This window comes from Streptomyces sp. NPDC057565, assembly GCF_042801455.1.
GTDB lineage: Bacteria > Actinomycetota > Actinomycetes > Streptomycetales > Streptomycetaceae > Streptomyces > Streptomyces yanii.
This window is the reverse complement of record NZ_JBHVFU010000039.1, coordinates 24042-41477: the sequence shown is the minus strand read 5'-3', so window position 1 is coordinate 41477 and position 17436 is coordinate 24042. Positions and strand designations below refer to the sequence as shown.

Annotated in this window: 16 protein-coding genes and 3 pseudogenes; 8 read left to right on the top strand and 11 right to left on the bottom strand. The window is 68.1% G+C overall.

The features are described from left to right. Positions 1–8: 8 nt before the first annotated feature. The 3 genes and pseudogenes from ACFU8W_RS37710 to ACFU8W_RS37700 all read right to left on the bottom strand — a co-directional run. A pseudogene (locus ACFU8W_RS37710) lies at positions 9–233 on the bottom strand (Rid family hydrolase); the annotation flags it as partial. Between the two features lie 220 nt (positions 234–453). Then, entirely contained in the window at positions 454–918 is a 465-nt protein-coding gene (locus ACFU8W_RS37705) for a hypothetical protein (protein ID WP_384047483.1), read from the bottom strand. Between the two features lie 49 nt (positions 919–967). After that, the gene (locus tag ACFU8W_RS37700) at positions 968–1705 is read right to left on the bottom strand and encodes a helix-turn-helix transcriptional regulator (RefSeq protein WP_384047480.1); all 738 of its coding nucleotides are present in this window, start codon (positions 1703–1705) and stop codon (positions 968–970) included. A gap of 494 nt (positions 1706–2199) precedes the next feature. On the opposite strand from ACFU8W_RS37700, the gene ACFU8W_RS37695 reads away from it, so the two are divergent. Together ACFU8W_RS37695 and ACFU8W_RS37690 are read left to right on the top strand one after the other, a co-directional pair. Continuing rightward, the gene (locus tag ACFU8W_RS37695; protein WP_384047477.1) at positions 2200–2343 is read left to right on the top strand and encodes a DUF488 family protein; all 144 of its coding nucleotides are present in this window, start codon (positions 2200–2202) and stop codon (positions 2341–2343) included. A 146-nt stretch (positions 2344–2489) separates the two neighbouring features. Beyond that, complete coding sequence (locus tag ACFU8W_RS37690) at positions 2490–2897, top strand: STAS domain-containing protein (protein ID WP_345510011.1); 408 nt, start codon at positions 2490–2492, stop codon at positions 2895–2897. Positions 2898–3040: 143 nt separating this feature from the next. Here ACFU8W_RS37690 and ACFU8W_RS37685 read toward each other — a convergent pair whose 3' ends face one another. The 3 genes and pseudogenes from ACFU8W_RS37685 to ACFU8W_RS37675 all read right to left on the bottom strand — a co-directional run bounded on the left by ACFU8W_RS37685 (position 3041) and on the right by ACFU8W_RS37675 (position 5470). Then, entirely contained in the window at positions 3041–4354 is a 1314-nt protein-coding gene (locus ACFU8W_RS37685) for a PP2C family protein-serine/threonine phosphatase (RefSeq protein WP_384047473.1), read from the bottom strand. A gap of 274 nt (positions 4355–4628) precedes the next feature. Then, positions 4629–4798 (bottom strand): annotated as a pseudogene (locus ACFU8W_RS37680) (integrase); the annotation flags it as partial. 63 nt (positions 4799–4861) lie between these two features. Then, positions 4862–5470 carry an ABATE domain-containing protein gene (locus tag ACFU8W_RS37675; RefSeq protein WP_384047470.1) on the bottom strand — a complete coding sequence of 203 codons (609 nt, stop codon included), beginning with the start codon at positions 5468–5470 and terminating at the stop codon, positions 4862–4864. Positions 5471–5566: 96 nt separating this feature from the next. Between ACFU8W_RS37675 and ACFU8W_RS37670 the strand changes: the two genes are divergently transcribed. Beyond that, positions 5567–6355, top strand: coding sequence for an MBL fold metallo-hydrolase (locus ACFU8W_RS37670; RefSeq protein ID WP_384047467.1), 789 nt, complete (start codon positions 5567–5569; stop codon positions 6353–6355). Between the two features lie 584 nt (positions 6356–6939). Then, positions 6940–8580: a cytochrome bc complex cytochrome b subunit gene (locus tag ACFU8W_RS37665; RefSeq protein ID WP_384047464.1), complete on the top strand. Its 1641-nt coding sequence runs from the start codon at positions 6940–6942 to the stop codon at positions 8578–8580. A 9-nt stretch (positions 8581–8589) separates the two neighbouring features. Here ACFU8W_RS37665 and ACFU8W_RS37660 read toward each other — a convergent pair whose 3' ends face one another. From ACFU8W_RS37660 to ACFU8W_RS37650, 3 genes are all read right to left on the bottom strand, one after another. Continuing rightward, the gene (locus ACFU8W_RS37660) at positions 8590–8979 is read right to left on the bottom strand and encodes a cytochrome c oxidase subunit 4 (protein ID WP_345510016.1); all 390 of its coding nucleotides are present in this window, start codon (positions 8977–8979) and stop codon (positions 8590–8592) included. Then, a complete protein-coding gene (ctaD, locus tag ACFU8W_RS37655) occupies positions 8976–10619 on the bottom strand; it encodes a cytochrome c oxidase subunit I (protein ID WP_384047581.1) in 1644 nt (547 codons plus the stop codon). Before ctaD ends, ACFU8W_RS37660 begins: the two co-directional genes overlap by 4 nt. 459 nt (positions 10620–11078) lie before the next feature. Then, positions 11079–12515 carry an MFS transporter gene (locus tag ACFU8W_RS37650; protein ID WP_384047460.1) on the bottom strand — a complete coding sequence of 479 codons (1437 nt, stop codon included), beginning with the start codon at positions 12513–12515 and terminating at the stop codon, positions 11079–11081. A 261-nt stretch (positions 12516–12776) separates the two neighbouring features. Between ACFU8W_RS37650 and ACFU8W_RS37645 the strand changes: the two genes are divergently transcribed. Then, positions 12777–14300, top strand: coding sequence for an alpha/beta hydrolase (locus ACFU8W_RS37645; RefSeq protein ID WP_384047457.1), 1524 nt, complete (start codon positions 12777–12779; stop codon positions 14298–14300). 11 nt (positions 14301–14311) lie between these two features. Here the strand turns inward: ACFU8W_RS37645 and ACFU8W_RS37640 are convergent, their stop codons facing one another. Next, positions 14312–14566, bottom strand: a complete 255-nt coding sequence (locus ACFU8W_RS37640; protein ID WP_384047454.1) for a hypothetical protein — start codon at positions 14564–14566, stop codon at positions 14312–14314. Between the two features lie 241 nt (positions 14567–14807). On the opposite strand from ACFU8W_RS37640, the gene ACFU8W_RS37635 reads away from it, so the two are divergent. Next, entirely contained in the window at positions 14808–15323 is a 516-nt protein-coding gene (locus tag ACFU8W_RS37635) for a putative immunity protein (protein ID WP_384047451.1), read from the top strand. A gap of 258 nt (positions 15324–15581) precedes the next feature. Here ACFU8W_RS37635 and ACFU8W_RS37630 read toward each other — a convergent pair. Continuing rightward, positions 15582–15716 (bottom strand): annotated as a pseudogene (locus ACFU8W_RS37630) (Tn3 family transposase); the annotation flags it as partial. A 144-nt stretch (positions 15717–15860) separates the two neighbouring features. On the opposite strand from ACFU8W_RS37630, the gene ACFU8W_RS37625 reads away from it, so the two are divergent. Together ACFU8W_RS37625 and ACFU8W_RS37620 are read left to right on the top strand one after the other, a co-directional pair. Then, positions 15861–16439: a carboxymuconolactone decarboxylase family protein gene (locus ACFU8W_RS37625; RefSeq protein WP_384047448.1), complete on the top strand. Its 579-nt coding sequence runs from the start codon at positions 15861–15863 to the stop codon at positions 16437–16439. After that, positions 16436–17302 carry an RNA polymerase sigma-70 factor gene (locus ACFU8W_RS37620; protein WP_384047445.1) on the top strand — a complete coding sequence of 289 codons (867 nt, stop codon included), beginning with the start codon at positions 16436–16438 and terminating at the stop codon, positions 17300–17302. Before ACFU8W_RS37625 ends, ACFU8W_RS37620 begins: the two co-directional genes overlap by 4 nt. Positions 17303–17436: the final 134 nt, after the last annotated feature.

Sequence of the window (17436 nt, the reverse complement as noted above, 5' to 3'; positions counted from 1 at the left end):
CGCGATCGCTACGTAGCCGCTCTGATGCCGGGGGAGTTCCCGCCCGCGCGGCCGATGCGGGCGCCGGGTTCCAAGCGCAGGCACATCAGGCCGGCTGCGTGGTGATGGCTCCCCTCGGTGATGTCTCGACGGACGGCGATCGCGGAGATCTCGACCTTCGCGTCATGCGGCAGGCGCGCGACCTCGACGGTGGCCCGGGCGGGCGGAGCGCAGGATCCGGAGAACTCGGCGTAGACGGCGTTGAAAAGCTCTCAACTCCGTTCGAGCAGGGGAGACCCCATCCAAGGCTTCCGTCCGCCTTGCGATCGCACGCACCGGACGACGCTCCGCATGGGGCAAACATTGCCGGTCACGGCACCAGCAGCCGATCGGCGTCGGCGTTCAGAAGACGGGCTCCAGTACGAAGTCCTCACTCGGGGTACCGCGGCGGCAGCGGTGCCCCGCTCATCGGGCTCAGCGCTTCGATGCGCCTTTCCCGCCGGACGCGATCGGTTCCTGGTTCGACCTGTACGGCGGACCGTGAGCGGCTTCTGCCGTTGCCGTCCCGCCCAGCCAGGTGAGGAAGGCGAGGACGAAGAGCCCCTCGACGATCAAGGACAGGGGGCCGTACGGCGGCTCCCATCCGGGTTCGTAGTAGCCGTCCGGCAGGCCTACGGTACGCGACAGCAGAAATCCGACGATCATGCCGAGGCTGGTGAGGGCCCCGGTGAGCCACGCGACGAAGGGCCGTTTCATGATGACGAGCGCCACCGCTACGACGATCATGACCGCGCTGCCCACGGAGAACAGGACACCGATGTAGAACTTCTCCTCAAGATGATCAGGGATGAGGATCGCGTGCAGCACCGCATTGCCGACGGCACAGCACGCCCCCAGTCCTCGGAGGGTGGCTTCGGCGGCGTTGGTGGAATTCATCATGGCTCCAGCTGTTCACGCGCACGATTGCAGGCCGCAGCAGGACCTCGACTCATCGCTCGCAGACGGGATTCGTCCCCTGGATGCCTCCAGTCGCACCCTCGCCCCGCAGCTCGACGCAGCACGAGCCGGGCCGCGGGGCGAGCACCGCTGTGGTCTTGTCGCTTCCGAGGCCCCGCAGATAGCCGGCCAGGAAAGCCTGGTTGACGCCGCAGACAAGTTCCGGGGCCTGCGCCGCAAGGGGATGGAAGGGGCAGTTGCGCAGCCGCAGCAGGGTGGGCGCGGCGCGCTCCGGCTCGAAACCGAATTCCTCGAGTGTCTCGGCGGCCAGACTCAGCCCCCGCTCGGCCCCGAGCCGCCCGGGCCGTAGCCGCTCGCGTTCGGCATTGCCCAGGGTCTCCCCCCGCTGGAATGCCACGCGGAGAGCAGCATCGCGGGCCGATTCGCCTTCCGCCTCGGTCAGCACGGCCTCGGTGAGGACGTCGGCCAGCATGCCGTAGCGACGCTCCGGGATGTTCACCGCGATGGCCTCGGCCACCGGTTCGTACACCTTGGGTCTGCGGCCGACCCTGCGGATGCCTGCGGGAGATTCGTAGCGGGCCTGGAACAGACCGGCCGCCACCAGCTTGTCCAGGTGGAAGGCGGCCAGTTTGCGGGAGATCCCGAGGCTGTCGGCGACCTCTTCCCGAGTGACTGGTCGACGCGCCTGCCGTACGAACTCGAACATGCGGCAGCGCGTGGCGTCACCGAGGGCGGCCAGGGCGGTCAGCGAAGCGTGATCCAGTCCCACCCCCACGAGTCTATCGCCCATAAAGTCGGGCGAAAAGAACTTTCTGTCGCATTTTCCAGGACCGATTGCGCCTGCCTGTCAATAGGAGAAACAAGAGTTGGCAAATCATGCGAACACCTGCCCGCCAACCTGAAGCGACGGAAGGAGTGAGCCCGACCAAGAGGGGGCAAGCAGCCCCGGCATTCCTGCACGCGACGTTCGTCACCCGCCTGCACCACGCCTACGCCACCACCCGCCCCACCCTCTGCCTGGCGTCCCCGAAACGCTCGCCGCACTCCGCTCGGGCGCACCATGCTCCTCGTCAATGCGCTGCCCTGGACGGCGTTGCTCCCCACCCGGCGACGGTTCATGACCGACCCTGCAGAGCCTCGACGGGTTCGCGTCACCAGTCCCCGATAAAATGGGAGAGTCGGGAACGTCCGCTTCCAGCAAGGGCACGGAGCCATCCACCTGCTCAAGGCCGAGGCGGCCGACCGATCTGGAAGGGCACCGTTATGGCCAGACAGATCACGTATCGCCGAGTTCACGAGCAAGCTGCGCCGAAGGACGGCAAGCGCGTGCTGGTCGACCGGGTCCGGCCCCGGGGCATGCGCAAGGAGGACGCGCATCCGGGCGAGTGGCTGACCAGGAGCCGGTGACCATCACGCGGGACACCAGCGGCGACAGTCTCCGTCATCCGCGCCAATCGGTCCGTGGCAGACCGTGATCGGGATGTGGGTTGATCGTCCAGGCCTCATCGTGCCGGCGGATCCTGCGCCGTCCACAGAAGTGAAGAAGGGTGGCCATGCGAACGAACATCGTCCGGCACGAGAGCATGATCGTGAGCTATGACGTGGTTGACGGCTGGACCGTCGTGGAGGTCGACGGTGAGGTGGACGCCCATACCGCGCCCATGATCCGCGAAGCGGTGATCAAGCTTCTCGATGAGGGACGCCGCCACTTCGTCCTGGACCTGGGCTTCGTCGCCTTCATGGATTCGATGGGATTGGGCGTGATCGTGGCGATCACGAAACGCATCCGTGAACACGAGGGCTCGCTGCATATCGCGTCCGTGTCGAGCCGGGTGCTCAGGATCTTCGACATCAGCGGCATGCGCGAGAGCTACGAGTTCTACCCCTCGGCAGCGGAAGCGGTGCAGTCGCCTCCCTCGCCCGGAAGCCTCGCGCACTGGCCGCATCCCACCTCCGACTGAGGAACGCGCGGCGTCGCCGAGCCGGGTGTGCCAGATGGCGGCCGACCCGTGGTGGGTTCACGGCTGCGTGTGGGGTGCGGTCTGTTCGAGCAGTGCTTTGACGTCGGCCGGGAAAGCGGTGCCGGTTGGCGGGCGCATGTCTCTCACTGCGCCGGGCTGTCCGAGGGGGTGCGCAGGGCCAGCAGGGCCACGTCGTCGTCGAACACCTTCCGGCTTCGGCTGATCAGAGTGTCGCACAGCTCCTCCAGCGGTGCCGTGGCCAGGCGGGCGGCCTGTTCGGCCAGGTCACTCAGTCCGGTGTCGATGTCCTGGTCGCGGCGCTCGACCAGCCCATCGGTGAACAGCAGTAGCGTGCTGCCAGGCGGGAGGGGGTGGTCGTGGCTGAACCGGGAGACGGACGCGTCGATGCCCACCGGGATTCCGTGACGGGCGGGCGCCAGGTAGTGCGTGCTGCCATCCGCACCGATCAGCAGCGGAGGTAGATGCCCGGCGTTGCTCCAGCCAAAGGTGTAACCCCCGCCCTCTGCACCGCCATGCTCGATGCGGCCGAGTACCAGGGTGGCCGTGGGCGGGTCGTCAAACATCGTCAGCGCGTGGTCCAGTTTTGACATGACCAGCCCGGGCGGCCCGCACCGGTCGAGGGCGAGCGCCCGCAGCATGTTGCGGATCTGTCCCATCAGCGGAGCGGCCTCCACGTCGTGACCGGTCACGTCACCCACCACGACGCAGGTGGCGCCATCGGGCAGGACCATGGCGTCGTACCAGTCCCCGCCCAGCCTCGGCAGTTCGGACGCGGGTTCATAGCGGGCCGCGGCCTCGAGCGGCGAGAGGTCGGGAAGGACAGGCAGCATGCGGCGCTGAAAGTGCTCGGCGGCGCGTTTGAGCTGTTGATACAGGCGGGCGTTTTCGAGGCTGACGCCCGCGGCACTGGCCAATGCCGTCAGCAGGCCCTCGTCATCGTCATCGAAGGGCGTGCCATCCAACTTGTCGGCGACATAGAGGTCGCCGTAGACGTTGCCGCGCACCACGAGCGGAACGCCCAACAGGGTCCGCATGACCGGATGTCGGGGCGGGAAGCCGACCGAACAAGGGTGCGTGGCCACATTCGCCACCCGCAACGGTTCCCGGTCATCGACCATGGTGTGCAGCAGCCCATGGCCCTGCGGCAGGCCCAGGGCAGAGCACAGGTGCGGATCGTCGACGCCCACGGTGATCAGGTCGATGATCTTGCCGCTCTCCGAAAGCACCCCCAGTGCCCCATAGCGCGCGGCAACCAGATCGGTGGCCGCCTCCACGATCCGGTGCAGCACGATGCGGGGGTCCATGTCGGCGCTGACCGCCCCGACCGCGCCCAACAGGCGCCGCAGTCGGTGCCGGTCCAGAGCACGCTGCGGCGGCACGGCCACGCCGCCCCGGGCCTGGCCCCGTCCCCGCTTCTGCCACGGGCTGTGCGCCATGGTGCTTCCTCTCGGCGCCATCGGGCACCGTCATCATGTCGCCCTGCCTTGTCACACTACGCGCTCACCCGGCCGGGAGCAGGCCGAAGCGGCGCGCCGTCCCTGTGCCCGCCCTCGGAGGCCACTGTGTCCGGCTCCCTTTTCTGGGCCGACCGCATGTCGGGCACGGTCAGGGCACGATGACGACGGGGCAATGTGCATGGCGAGCCATCCACGTCGGTACCGACCCAAGGGGTGGTGCAGTCGGCGCTTGGGGGCGCCGACTGCACCCGTCCCAGACTGTGGAGGTAGCACCTTCACGCCCAGCACGAGCAGCTCACCGTGCACCCTTCTGTGGCCCCGGCTGGGATTCTCGCGTGCCAGGCGCAGCACGAGGGCCCTGATCGAGGGCGCGGTCCGTGGCCTGCCCGGGCGCTTCGGTCGAGAACGGGCCGCGCGGCGGCGCGCGCCGTGCACCCCGAATACTGGCCCCCACCAGGGCGGATGAGGTATTCGGCAAGGGCAGCGTCAGTGCGAGGCGCCGCTGCGCCGAGCGTAGGCGCGGGCAGCGCGGGCGCGGTCGCCGCAGCGGGTGGAGCACCAGTGGCGTCGGCCGTGGGTGCGCAGGAGGAACCGGTCGCAGGGGGCGGAGCCGCAGGCGGCAAGGAGGTCGGCGTCGGGACCGGTGAGCAGGTCGGCGGCGTCGGCGGCGAGGGTCGCCAGTGCGTGGTTGACGGCCTGGTCGGTGGGGTGTGCCTGGATGCGGCGCAGTCCCTGGGTCCCGTCCCAGGCGAGCAGGGGGGCGGTGGGTACGGCCGTGAGTGCCTCGTTCACCGCGCACAGGGATTCCTCGGGCGGGGTGGTGCCGTCGACGCGGGCGGCAAACAGGGTCCGCACGTGTGCGCGCAGCGTGCGCATCCGCTGTGCGCACACCTCGTACAGCTGCACGCCCGGGGTGGTCAGGTCGTGGGCGGCGAGCCAGCGCATGGCGGATTCGGGGGCGGCGAGCAGGTCGTAGCTCTGGCCGGCGGGCAGGGTCGCGGCGGTGTCGGCGAAGGCCAAGGAGCGGTACCGATCGGCACCCGGAGCCGGGGGCAGAGCGGTCTGCGCCATCTCGGTGGCCAGGGTGTCGTCCATGCCTCTCATGGTAGCGCTTGCGTTTTTCCGTGATGCCCGCCTAGCTTGGAGTCACGTTAAACGGAGAGAGTTTCCGTTAGAAATGAGGGAGACGTGATGTCCCAGCTCAACGCCGAGCAGTTCCCGGTCCACACGTTCGGCGGCCCGACCGCCCTGTTCGAGTACGGCGGCCTGCGCTTCCTGACCGACCCGACCTTCGACGGCCCCGGTGACTACCCCTCGCCCGGCCCGACCCTGACCAAGACCGCCCCCTCCGCCGCCACTCCTGCAGACCTCGGCCCCATCGACGTGGTCCTGCTCTCCCACGACGAACACGCCGACAACCTCGACACCTCCGGCCGGGCTCTGCTTGCCGACGTCCCCCTCACCCTGACCACTCCCGGCGGCGGACGGCGCCTCGGGGAGAAGGCCAAGGGCCTGGCCGACTGGGAGTCGATCGAGCTGGAGCGTCCGGGTGGCGGCACGGTCACCGTCACCGGTGTTCCCGCCATCCACGGCCCCGGCCCGCGCGAGGAGGTCGAGCCCTTCTCCGGTCAGGTCGTCGGCTTCGTCCTGACCGGCGAGGGCCTGCCGGCGGTCTACGTCAGCGGCGACAACGCCTCCCTCGACGCGGTCCGGCAGATCGCCGAGCGGTTCGCCCCGGTGGGCACCGCCATCCTGTTCGCCGGCGCACCCCGCTTCCCCATGCTCTTCGACGGCAATCTGATCGTCCTGGACAGCGCGCAGGCCGCCGAGGCCGCCCGGATCCTCGGCGCCAGCCGCGTCGTCCCGGTCCACCACGACAGTTGGGCCCACTTCACCGAGGGACACGAGGAACTGGAGGCCGCCTTCACCGCCGCCGGCCTGGCCGACCGTCTGGACCAGGACTGGACGCAGCGCGTCTGAACCCGAACCGCCGTTCAGGAACCAAGACCTCGTGCCGGTCGGGGCCCGATACGCCGAGGATGTGGAACTGCTGGTGCTGCGGCGCGAGAACGCCGTCCTGCGCGGGCATATGAAGCTGTCCCAGGTGCAAGAAACGTGTCGTCGACTTCTTCGCGGGGCACGGGGGGAGCGTCGACTCCCTCCAGCTCCCCTCCGAACCGGCGGGCACGGGGTCTCTGGAGTACTCCACGCGTAGGCGCGCGTGAACCGGCCCGATCCGGATGGAATGTCGTCCGGTTGCGCAACTTGTGCGGGACCACCCGTGGGCGGGTCCGTACGTGGAGGGCAGCCGGAGTGCGCCGGAAACAGGCAAGAGAGCCTCGGCGACGGATGTCCCCCTTGCGGGGGCGGGGGCCCGTACATCGCTCGCGGGGTGGGCCCGCCGCACCGGTGCGACCCCACCCGGCACGTCAAGGTCCAGTCGGCTGATCAGGTGCCGATACCGCGATTCTGCATAGCCCCTTCGAGTAATGCGTTACCCATAAGGGGCGAACCGGAACGATAAGGGGCGCAGGCTGGCAGGGAGATCGACGGGAGAGTGGTGCATGCCCCTGCGGAGACGTAAGGCGAAGCTGAAGACCCAGGCCGGGCCGGCGACGACCAATGGGTACGGCGCGGTGGATGGGCGCCTGCCCGTCAGCGAGCTGGCCAGGCCGTTGCTGCGCAAGGCCTTTCCCGACCACTGGTCTTTTCTCCTCGGCGAGATCGCCCTTTACTCCTTTGTGGTCCTGCTCCTCACCGGCGTGTACCTCACCCTGTTCTTCAACCCGAGCATGACGGAGAGTGTCTACACCGGTTCCTATGCGCCCCTTCAGGGCGAGAGGATGACGCAGGCCTACACGACCACCCTCGACATCAGCTTCGCCGTGCGCGGAGGCCTGCTGATGCGTCAGATCCACCACTGGGCGGCCCTGGTGTTCGTCGCCGCGATCGCCGTTCACATGCTGCGGATCTTTTTCACCGGTGCCTTCCGTAAACCGCGGGAGGCCAACTGGATCGTGGGCGTGACACTGTTCGTACTCGCGCTCCTCGAAGGATTCGCGGGTTACTCGCTGCCCGACGACCTGCTGTCCGGTACGGGCCTGAGGACGGCGGCCACCATTGTGGGGTCGATCCCTGTCGTCGGAACGTACCTGGAGCTGTTCGTCTTCGGAGGACAGTTCCCGGGCGATGACGTGATCCCTCGTCTGTACCCCGTGCATGTCCTGCTCGTGCCCGGTCTGATCGTGGCGCTGATCACCGCTCATCTCATCCTGGTGGTCTATCTCAAGCACACCCACTGGGCGGGTCAGGGGAAGACCAATAAGAACGCCGTCGGCTCACCGGCGTTCCCACACTTCACCGCGAAGACCACAGGTTTCTTCTTCATGGTGTTCGGCGTACTGACCTTGCTGGGTGCGCTCGCCCAGATCAACCCCGTATGGGAGTACGGCCCCTACCGCGCCAACCAGGTATCCGGTAACGCGCAGCCGGACTGGTATGTCGGATTCCTGGAGGGCGCGCTCCGGCTGATGCCGCCATGGGAGACCGAGATCGCGGGCCACACCATCATGTGGAATGTGTTCATTCCGACGATCGTGCTGCCAGGCTTGGTCTTCACAGTGCTGTTCCTCTATCCCTTTTTCGAGAAGTGGTTGACGGGCGACCGCAGGGAACACCATCTGTGCGACCGGCCGCGCAACCGGCCGACCCGTACGGGGCTCGGCGTGGCGGCCATCGTCTTCTACGCCGTTCTCCTGGTCGCCGGCGGCAACGACGTCATCGCCTTCTCGTTCAGGGTTTCGATCGAGGCCATGATCTGGATCCTCAGAATCGCGCTGATCGCCGCCCCCGTTCTGGCCTTCGTGCTGACCAAGCGCCTCTGTCTCGCCCTTCAGATGCGGGACCGCCGACGGCTGACCGAGGGCGAGGAGACCGGCCAGGTGATCCAGTCGGTGAACGGAGACCTCTCGGAGAGCCACCGAGGCCTGAGCCCGACAGCCCGCCACCGCATCCTGATGCGTGATGTCCCGACGCCCCTTGAGCTTCCCGCGGAGGGCCCGATCTCGCGTCGGCAACGTCTTCGGACCGTGCTGAGCAGCTGGTACTACGGGGACCTAGTGGAACTACCCGCCACGGACGAGCAACGGTCCCAAATCGCAGAGCGGACGGCGCCGCCGGAGCCGGTCCGCAGGCTTGAGGACTGAGAACCGTCCTCAGGCCTGCGCACGCACGTACTGGAAGACCATTCCGAACACCCCGGCCAGGACCACGCCCAGCCCGATCAGGAAAAGCCACAGACCGAACACGACACCGAGGGCGAGCAGGGCCATCCCCGCGGCTGTCAGTGACGGCCAGATGCTGTGCGGAGGAAAGAAGCCCACCGGGCCGGACCGCTCATCGACGTGCCCGTCCCGGCGATCCTCGGGGCGCAGTCCCTTCCTCCGGTAGTTGGTGGCGAAGAAGAACATGACCAGCAACGCCATGAGGAACGAGACGGTGAGAGCTGCCGTGCCTGTCGGATCATGGGACCACACGGCATAGAGAACATCGGTCACGAGGAAGAACCCCGCGACTCCGGCGAAGAGAATGGCCTCGGTCTTCATTGGCCCGACTCCTCTTCAGCGCCCGATGCGGAGTGGGACCCGCCTCGGCCGAGGCCCGGCTTCTCCTTCTCCGGCCCGATGGAGTGGCGCAGGTCGAAGGCCGGTGAGTCTGAACGTACGGGGGGCAGAGCCCGGAAATTGTGCCTCGGGGGTGGACAGGAGGTCGCCCACTCCAGGGAACGGCCGAACCCCCACGGGTCGTCCACCTCGACCCTCGGTGCGTAACGGCTGGTGCGCCACACGTTGTACAGGAACGGCAGGGTCGACAGGCCCAGCAGAAAGGAGCCGACGGACGAGATCGTATTGAGCAAGGTGAAGCCGTCCGCCGAGAGATAGTCGGCGTAACGCCGGGGCATTCCGGCCTCCCCCAGCCAGTGCTGGACCAGGAAGGTCAGCTGAAATCCGACGAACAAAGACCAGAAATGGATACGTCCGAGGCGTTCATCCAGCATGCGTCCGGTCAACTTGGGCCACCAGAAGTAGAAGCCGCCGAACATTGCGAAGACCACCGTTCCGAACAGTACGTAATGGAGGTGGGCGACGATGAAGTATGAATCGGTGAGATGGAAGTCCAGCGGAGGTGAGGCGATCAGCACTCCGCTGAGGCCGCCGAGGAGAAATGTTACAAGGAAGCCGATCGCCCAGAGCATGGGTGTCTCGAACGAGATACTGCCGTGCCACATGGTGCCGATCCAGTTGAAGAACTTGACGCCGGTGGGCACGGCGATGATGAACGACATGGCGGAGAAGAAGGGCAGGAGAACGGCTCCCGTTGCGAACATGTGGTGGGCCCAGACAACCGCCGAGAGCATGGTGATGCTGACCGTGGCCATCACCATTCCGAAATACCCGAACATCGGCTTCCGGCTGAACGCGGGAATGATCTCGCTCACCACTCCGAAGAAGGGCAACGCGACAATGTAGACCTCGGGATGGCCGAAGAACCAGAACAGGTGCTGCCACAGCAGCGCACCACCGTTGGCGGAGTCGAAGACATGCGCCCCGAACTTCCGGTCGGCTTCGAGGACGAGCAGCGTGGCAGCGAGCACCGGGAAAGCAAGCAGCGCGAGGATCGAGGTGAACAGAACGTTCCAGGTGAAGATCGGCATTCGGAACATGGTCATACCCGGGGCGCGCAGACAGACGATCGTAGTGATGAAATTGACTGATGCCAGGGTCGTACTGATCCCCGACAGCACCAGGCCCATGGCCCAGAGGTCTCCGCCGGCGCCGGGAGAAAAGACGGAACTGTTCAGCGGGGCGTAGGCGAACCAACCGAAATGTGCCGCGCCGCCGGGCACCACGAATCCGGACACCACGATGATTCCGCCGAAGAGAAAGAGCCAGTAGGTGAGCGCGTTGAGGCGGGGGAAGGCGACGTCGGGCGCACCGATCTGCAGCGGCATGATGGCGTTCGCGAAGCCGCCGAACATCGGCGTGGCGAAGAGCAGCATCATGACGGTGCCGTGGATGGTGAACAGCTGGTTGTACTGCTCTGTGCTGACGATCTGAAGTCCTGGCCGGGCCAGCTCCGCCCGCATGAGCATGGCCATCACTCCGGCCAGCAGGAAGAACCCGAACGCGGTGACCATGTAGAGATTGCCGATGACCTTGTGGTCCGTGGTCGTCAGCCAGCCCATGAGTCTCACACCGGCATTGATGCGCCTGTTGGCCGGCTCGGCCGACGCGGCTTCGTGCAGGTCCTGCGCCATCGGTTCTCCGTCCCGCCAGGTTGACTCGATGGTGGAGCCTGCCACCGTGGACGGCCCGTACGACTGGCGGTGACACCTCGAATTTCACCGGTTCACCGATGCTCCGAACGGGTGTCCCAGGGGCCCGCCACGTCCAGGATGCCCGGGGGCATGAGTCAGACAGCTGTCAGTTCTGGTGCGAGCGACAGGGCCGACCGGTTGACGGCAGATCTGTTCGGGCGGGAATGCGCGACTGTGCTCTGGTCGCCCGGCTCGTAAAGGGAGAGGGCCGTCCGGTGCAGGTCACCCTGCACTGAACGGCCCTTCGCCGGTTCTTTGGCCTGTTGTTCTGATGGCCGGCGGCCTACGCAGCCATACATCCGCCTGCCTCAGTGGGTTCCGCCGGCGTCAGACGCCGGCCCGCTCGCCCTCCGGAGCGGCGGTGGCCTGCTGCGCCGCAGCCGCCTTGTCGCTTCGCATCGCCAGCAGGGTGATGAGTCCGCCTGCCGCAGCGATCGCGGCGGCCCAGATGAATGCCGCGCTGAAACCATCCGTCAGTGCAGGCAGGTTGCCCAGCTGACCGGCGCCCTGCGACGTGGCCACCGCGGTCAGCGCGGCGAGGCCGAGAGCCGAGCCCACCTGGTAGGTGGTGTTGACGATGCCGGACGCCAGGCCCGCCTGCTCCTGCGGGGCTCCGGACATCGCAGCCATCATCGCCGGGATGTAGGCGAGCGACATGCCGAGCGCGGCGACCAGCGAGGCCGGCAGGACGTCGACCACGAAGGTGCCGGTGGGCTCGACGGCGGACAGCCAGAACAGACCGGCGGCGAGGACGAGCAGACCGACGCCGATCAGCGGCTTGGCTCCGAACCTCGCGAGCAGCCTCGCGGTGATCGCGGTCATGAAGATCATCAGGAGGCCGGTCATCGGCAGCAGCGCGGCACCCGACGCGAAGGCCCCGTAGCCGAGGACCTGCTGGAGATACAGGTTGAGGAAGTACCACATGGGGATCCACGCGGCGCCGAGCAGAGCCATCGCGAGGTTGGCCGAGCCGAGCCGCGGGACGCGCCAGATACCGAGCGGCATGAGCGGCTCGCGCACCGTCTTCTGGATCACGAAGAAGAGCACGAGCAGCGCGGCGGCGCCGACCAGCTGAAGCACGGTGCCGGTGGAGAGCCAGCCGGCTTCCGGCGCGCGAACGATGGCGAACACGGCGAGCGCCAGGCCGGCGGTAACCGCGGCCGCTCCGAGAACGTCGACGGCACCGCGACGGCTGCCGACGGCGGGCAGGAGCCTGCTGGCGGCGAGCGTGGCAACGCCGATCGGGACGTAGATGACGAAGATCCACGGCCAGCTCAGCCACTCGGTGAATACGCCGCCGAGGAACACACCGGCCGTGCCGCCCGCGGGAGCTGCGGCGCCATAGAGCGCCATGGCCTTGCCGAGTTCCTTCGGGTCGTGCGCGAAGAGCATCATCAGCAAGGTCATGGCCGAGGGTGCGATCAGCGCACCGCCCACGCCCTGCACGGCACGGCCGACGACCTCCACCCAGGCCGTCTGCGCGGCTGCCGCGACGATCGAGCCCGCGATCAGCACGACCCAGCCGGCGCTGAATATCCTGCGCGCGCCGATCAGGTCGGACAGGCGGCCACCGAGCAGCAGCAGCCCGCCGAAGGCGATGACGTACGCATTGAAGACCCACTGCAACTCGCCCTGTGAGAAGCCGAGGTCCTTCTGCATCTCGGGGAGCGCCACCCCGATGATCGACGTGTCCATGATCACCATGAACTGCGCCGCGGCGAGCACGACGAGTGCCCACCAGCGCCTGGGATTGACGGTTGACATGGCTCCGACCCCTTTCCGTATACCCCCTAGGGGTATCTACCGGCTGCACCGTAGCATACCCCTGATGGGTATGGGAGGCCGAGCTCGATGCGGTTGATGCGGCGAGGGCGTTGACGCGGTTCTCGTGCTCGCGACGGGCTTTGCGCTGTGACGGGATGGCCGGGGTGCCGTGTGGGCTGAAGTTTCTTGGGGGACAACCCCACCCGGTTTCGGGGTTTTCCCGGAGTGTGCCGAGGTGTCTGCCGCGCCTAGCGTGCGGGCATGTCAACTTCCCGACACATCAGGGCCTTCGCGGCGTGCGCGGCGGTGCTCGCCGTCACCGCGACGAGCACCGCCGCCGCCGGCCCGGACCCGTTAGCCCGTTTCCACGGCCAGCGCGTCGACTGGCACGCCTGCGCCCTCGGCGTCGGCGACGAGGTCGGCCAGGCACTGGACGCCGCCGGCGCCGACTGCGCCGACATCACCGTGCCGCTCGACTACGCCAATCCCGGCGGTCACACAATCACCGTCGCCATATCCCGCCTGAAGGCCACCGACACCGCCCACCGCGTCGGCCCGCTGCTGCTCAACGACGGGGGACCGGCCGGCCCCAGCCTCCACATGCCACTGACCAAGTCGGAGGTGATGGGAGAGGTCGCCGACCGCTACGACCTGATCGGCATGGACCCGCGCTTCGTCGGCCGCAGCACCCCGCTCGACTGCGGTTGGAACCTCGACTCCGCCTTCCTCCGCTCGGCCGGTGCCAACCTTGCCGCGTACCACGAGGAGGTCACCGTTGCCCGCGAGCTGGCCGAGCGCTGTCAGCGAACCCAAGGTGACGTGCTGCCGCACGTCACCACCCGCAACACCGCCCGCGACATGGACGTCATCCGCGCCGTCCTCGGCGAGGAGTCCCTCTCCTACCTCGGCTACTCCTACGGCAGTTACCTCGGCGAGGTCTACACGCAGCTCTTCCCCGGCCGCACCGACCGCATGGTGCTCGACGGCGTCAATTCCCCCGAGCACTACAACCAGACACTGCTGCGCGGCGCCGAGGCGGCCAACGAGGCGGCCCTGCGCGCCTGGGCGTCCTGGGCCGCCGCACGGCACACCACCTACGGGCTGGGCGCCACGCGCGTCGAGGTCCTCGCGACGGTGGACCACATCCTCGATGCCGCCACGCAGCAGCCGCTGCGGATCGGGGAGGCGTACCTGCTGGACGAGCACGTGCTCCCCGCCCTCTTCGTCGGCGGCCTCGGCAGCGACCTCGACGAGCGGCGCGCCGACCTGGCCCGGACCGTACGCCTCCTGGCGCGCGCCGCGGACCGGGAGCCGGTCGAGCCGCCCCAAGAGCTGGCGCAGCAGCTGGAGTTCCTGCTGACCGCCGCGGGCTCGGCCCCCTCCAGCCAGATGGCGGCGATCCTCTGCGGCGACACGGCCGAGCGGCGCGGCGTCGGCAGCTACTGGCGCGCGGTCGAGAAGTCACGCGAGCGGTTCCCGCTCGCCGGGCCGCTGGCGAACAACATCACCCCCTGCGAGTTCTGGGACCGGCCCGCCGAGGCGCCGACCGTGCTCGACAACGACGTTCCGGCTCTGCTCCTCGCCGCCACCGGAGACCCCCGCACCCTCTACGCCGGCGCCGAAGCCATGCACAAGCAATGGCCGAGCTCCCGGCTCCTCACCGTGAATGGCGCCCGCCAGCACGGCTTGTATGGCGAGTACGGCAACGCCTGCGTCGACGAGCGCGTCAACACCTACCTGCGCACGGGCCGCCTCCCCACGCAGGACCCGATCTGCGAGGCGTAGCCCTGGCAGCGCTACCCGGCGTCGCGGGGGCGCACACGCCGCTGGGAGCGGTCGAGGAGAGCGTGGTGGACCGCGCGTGTGGCGTTGACGCGCCGGGCGCAGCCCTGGCTGCGCCGTACGGTCACGCCGTGGTCGAGCGCGGCCCGCCCGGCGTCGTCCAGTTCGGCGGCGCGGAGGAAGTCGGCGAGCTTGCCCGGTATGTCGAGGGCGACCGGCAGCTCCGGGACGGCAGTGTCCTCGCGGCCGGCCGCGGCATGCTCGGGCATGAGGTCGGCGACGACCGTGCGGACGGCGCCCCGGCTGACACCTGCGCCGCCCCGGCGCCCGGATTATCCGTGTTCATGCGATGCGCACGACGCCTGTTGCCCATCGATGGATTGATAACAGGACGGGGGCGGCGGCCCACCACTGAGCCGACCGCCGGGTTTGCAGGCTTTACTGTGGGCGTGCCTGGCGCACGTGCGCGCCCTTGGGTGTTGGGCGGATGCAAGGAAAGGAATGCCAACCATGATCCTCCCGAAGGTCCGGGACCCTCGGTTCGTGACGATCCGCCGCGGTGGGACCCTCACTGACTCGGATCACCACCTCCTCGCTCTTTGGGCGGCATCTTGCGCGGAGCACGTTCTTGACCTCTTCGAGTCGACTCAGCCTGGGGACCCACGGCCGCGTCAGGCGATCGAGCATGCCCGCGCATGGGCGCGCGGCGAGGTCAAGATGACCGAGGCACGCGCGGCGGGCGGCCATGCAATGGGTGCGGCCAGAAACCTGCGTGGGGCAGCACGGCATGCCGCGTACGCTGCCGGCCAGGCCGGGGCTGTTGCACACGTCGCCGCGCACGAGCTCGGTGCGGCCGCCTATGCGATCAAGGCCGCAGGCGCTGCCGCGCCGGAAGGCGAGGGCGAGGCTGCAAGGCGACTCGAGTGCCGATGGCAGCGTGACCAGCTTCCGGAGACGATTCGCGAGCTCGTACTTGACGACCAGCGGTTGCGGAACGACATCTGCTGGTTGGTGTTTGACTGCTGAGCGCACGTCGGGGCGCCAGTACCGCCCAGCAGCACAATGGAGTCCCATCCGTTTCAGCGGCGGCGCGACGTTCGCTCGGTGTCGCGCTGCCTGCTCATAGCCGTCCGGGGCGGGCGGACTGTCGCCGCGGAGCGGGCTGAAGTCGACGTCAAGGAGTGGGTTGTACGCCTCGGGCTGGATGCCGAGTTCGTGTGTGGAGTACTCGCCGAAGCGGCGGATGTGTTCGGTCAGGTATGGCGAGATGTGGGTCGGATCCGCAGGGTTGATGACGTGGCCCTCTTCCTGGAGCCGACGGACGATCTCGGTGATGTCCAGGGTGTTGTGGAAGATGACCGCGTTCGTGAGCAGCGCGTTGAACTTCGCGGTCTTCTCCTGCTCCGCACCCTCACGGATGGAGATCGCGGATAGCTTCTGTGAGCGGGTGTGGGCCTGTGTGCGCTCATGATCTGTGTGCGGTGGCGGGGGGTGTCACATCCGCGGGCCAGGTGGTGTCTTCATGACGTACTGCCGGACAGACAACCGTTCAAGGAGGACATCATGGCGCTGCGCGTACCGAAGGCGGAACTTCCCACCGAGCTCAGGGAGAACATGATCAAGCAGCTGGGCGAAGTGCCCGAGCCCGTCGAGGTGGTGTGGCACAGCCCCAAGGTCGCCACGTCCAATCTGGAGTTCTCGGGCAAGCTGGCCGAGTGGGATGCGGCCGACGCGGGCCTGAAGTCGTTCGCGCACATGGCGGTCGCCGTACAGGTCGGTTGCAGCTGGTGCCTGGACGTCGGCTACTTCCAGGCGCAGAACCAGGACCTGGACCTGGTCAAGGCGAGCCAGGTGCCGCGCTGGCGGGAGTCGGAGGTGTTCACGCCGCTGGAGCGGGACGTGCTGGAGTACGCCGAGGCCATGACGAGCACTCCGCCGACCGTCACCGACGAGTTGTACGCCGGCTTGCTGGAGCGGCTCGGCCCCGCGGCGATGGTCGAGCTCACCGCGTACATCGCCTTTGTCAACATGGCGACCAGGAACAACAACGCGAACGGGGTCACCTCGCAGGGCTTTTCCGATGCCTGCGAGATTCCGCTGGCCAAGCGCCCTGAGCCGTCCGGCGTGGCGTCGTCGGCATGACCGAGGATCCGTTCGTCGTCCATCGCAGTCTGCTGTTCACGGTCGCCTACGAGATGCTCGGATCGGCGGCCGACGCGGAGGATGTGCTGCAGGAGTCCTGGCTGCGATGGGCCGCCGTCGACCACGCCCAGGTGAGAGACCCGCGGGCGTACCTCGTCCGGGTCGTCACGCGGCAGGCGCTCAACCGGCTGCGGACGTTGTCGCGCAGCCGCGAGGAATACGTCGGCGAGTGGCTGCCGGAACCGCTGCTGACCAGCCCTGATGTCGCTGAGGACGTCGAGCTCGCGGAGAGCGTCTCGATTGCGATGCTGACGGTGCTGGAAACACTCGGGCCGACGGAGCGGGCGGTGTTCGTGCTCCGCGAGGTCTTCGATATGTCCTACGGCGAGATCGCCGAGGCCGTCGGGAAGACCGCGGTCGCGGTGCGGCAGATCGCGCGGCGGGCACGCGAGCATGTGGCGGCCCGGCGGCCGCGGGTGGAGGTGAGCCGGTCGGAGCAGCAGTCCGTGGTGGAACGGTTCCTGGTCGCGCTGCGGACCGGGCAGGTGCAGGAGCTGATGGATGTCATGTCGCCGGACGTGGTCCTGATCGCCGACGGCGGCGGGCTTGTGGCCGCCGCTCTGGAACCGGTCCACGGTATCGAGCTGGTGGCGCCGCTGCTCGCGCGCGCACACCGGGTGGTGTCCGCCTTCGACACCACGGCCGTATGGCTCAACGGTGCGCCTGCGGGCCGGATCGAGTTCGACGGCGAGCCGTCCGCGGTGAGCGTCGTGGTGGAGGTCGGGCGGATCACCCGGATCTATGTGGTGAGAAACCCGCGGAAACTGACGCGGCTGGACGAACCGGCCGAACTCGCCAGATGAGCCCGCTGCTGCTCTGGCGTCGTGAGTGTTCCGGGCGGTTCCGACCGCCCGGAACACTCACGACCGCACCGTGGTCCGACGGCGGAGTACGGGGCGAACTCGCACGGCTGCGGGCGCAGCCGCACCGGGTCGAT

Bases quoted from the DNA above. Each gene is read 5' to 3' on its own strand.
- ACFU8W_RS37705 (WP_384047483.1), bottom strand. From the start codon at position 918: ATGATGAATTCCACCAACGCCGCCGAAGCCACCCTCCGAGGACTGGGG.
- ACFU8W_RS37695 (WP_384047477.1), top strand. From the start codon at position 2,200: ATGGCCAGACAGATCACGTATCGCCGAGTTCACGAGCAAGCTGCGCCG.
- ACFU8W_RS37690 (WP_345510011.1), top strand. From the start codon at position 2,490: ATGCGAACGAACATCGTCCGGCACGAGAGCATGATCGTGAGCTATGAC.
- ACFU8W_RS37685 (WP_384047473.1), bottom strand. From the start codon at position 4,354: ATGGCGCACAGCCCGTGGCAGAAGCGGGGACGGGGCCAGGCCCGGGGC.
- ACFU8W_RS37675 (WP_384047470.1), bottom strand. From the start codon at position 5,470: ATGGACGACACCCTGGCCACCGAGATGGCGCAGACCGCTCTGCCCCCG.
- ACFU8W_RS37670 (WP_384047467.1), top strand. From the start codon at position 5,567: ATGTCCCAGCTCAACGCCGAGCAGTTCCCGGTCCACACGTTCGGCGGC.
- ACFU8W_RS37665 (WP_384047464.1), top strand. From the start codon at position 6,940: ATGCCCCTGCGGAGACGTAAGGCGAAGCTGAAGACCCAGGCCGGGCCG.
- ACFU8W_RS37660 (WP_345510016.1), bottom strand. From the start codon at position 8,979: ATGAAGACCGAGGCCATTCTCTTCGCCGGAGTCGCGGGGTTCTTCCTC.
- ctaD (WP_384047581.1), bottom strand. From the start codon at position 10,619: ATGGGCTGGCTGACGACCACGGACCACAAGGTCATCGGCAATCTCTAC.
- ACFU8W_RS37650 (WP_384047460.1), bottom strand. From the start codon at position 12,515: ATGTCAACCGTCAATCCCAGGCGCTGGTGGGCACTCGTCGTGCTCGCC.
- ACFU8W_RS37645 (WP_384047457.1), top strand. From the start codon at position 12,777: ATGTCAACTTCCCGACACATCAGGGCCTTCGCGGCGTGCGCGGCGGTG.
- ACFU8W_RS37640 (WP_384047454.1), bottom strand. From the start codon at position 14,566: ATGCCCGAGCATGCCGCGGCCGGCCGCGAGGACACTGCCGTCCCGGAG.
- ACFU8W_RS37635 (WP_384047451.1), top strand. From the start codon at position 14,808: ATGATCCTCCCGAAGGTCCGGGACCCTCGGTTCGTGACGATCCGCCGC.
- ACFU8W_RS37625 (WP_384047448.1), top strand. From the start codon at position 15,861: ATGGCGCTGCGCGTACCGAAGGCGGAACTTCCCACCGAGCTCAGGGAG.
- ACFU8W_RS37620 (WP_384047445.1), top strand. From the start codon at position 16,436: ATGACCGAGGATCCGTTCGTCGTCCATCGCAGTCTGCTGTTCACGGTC.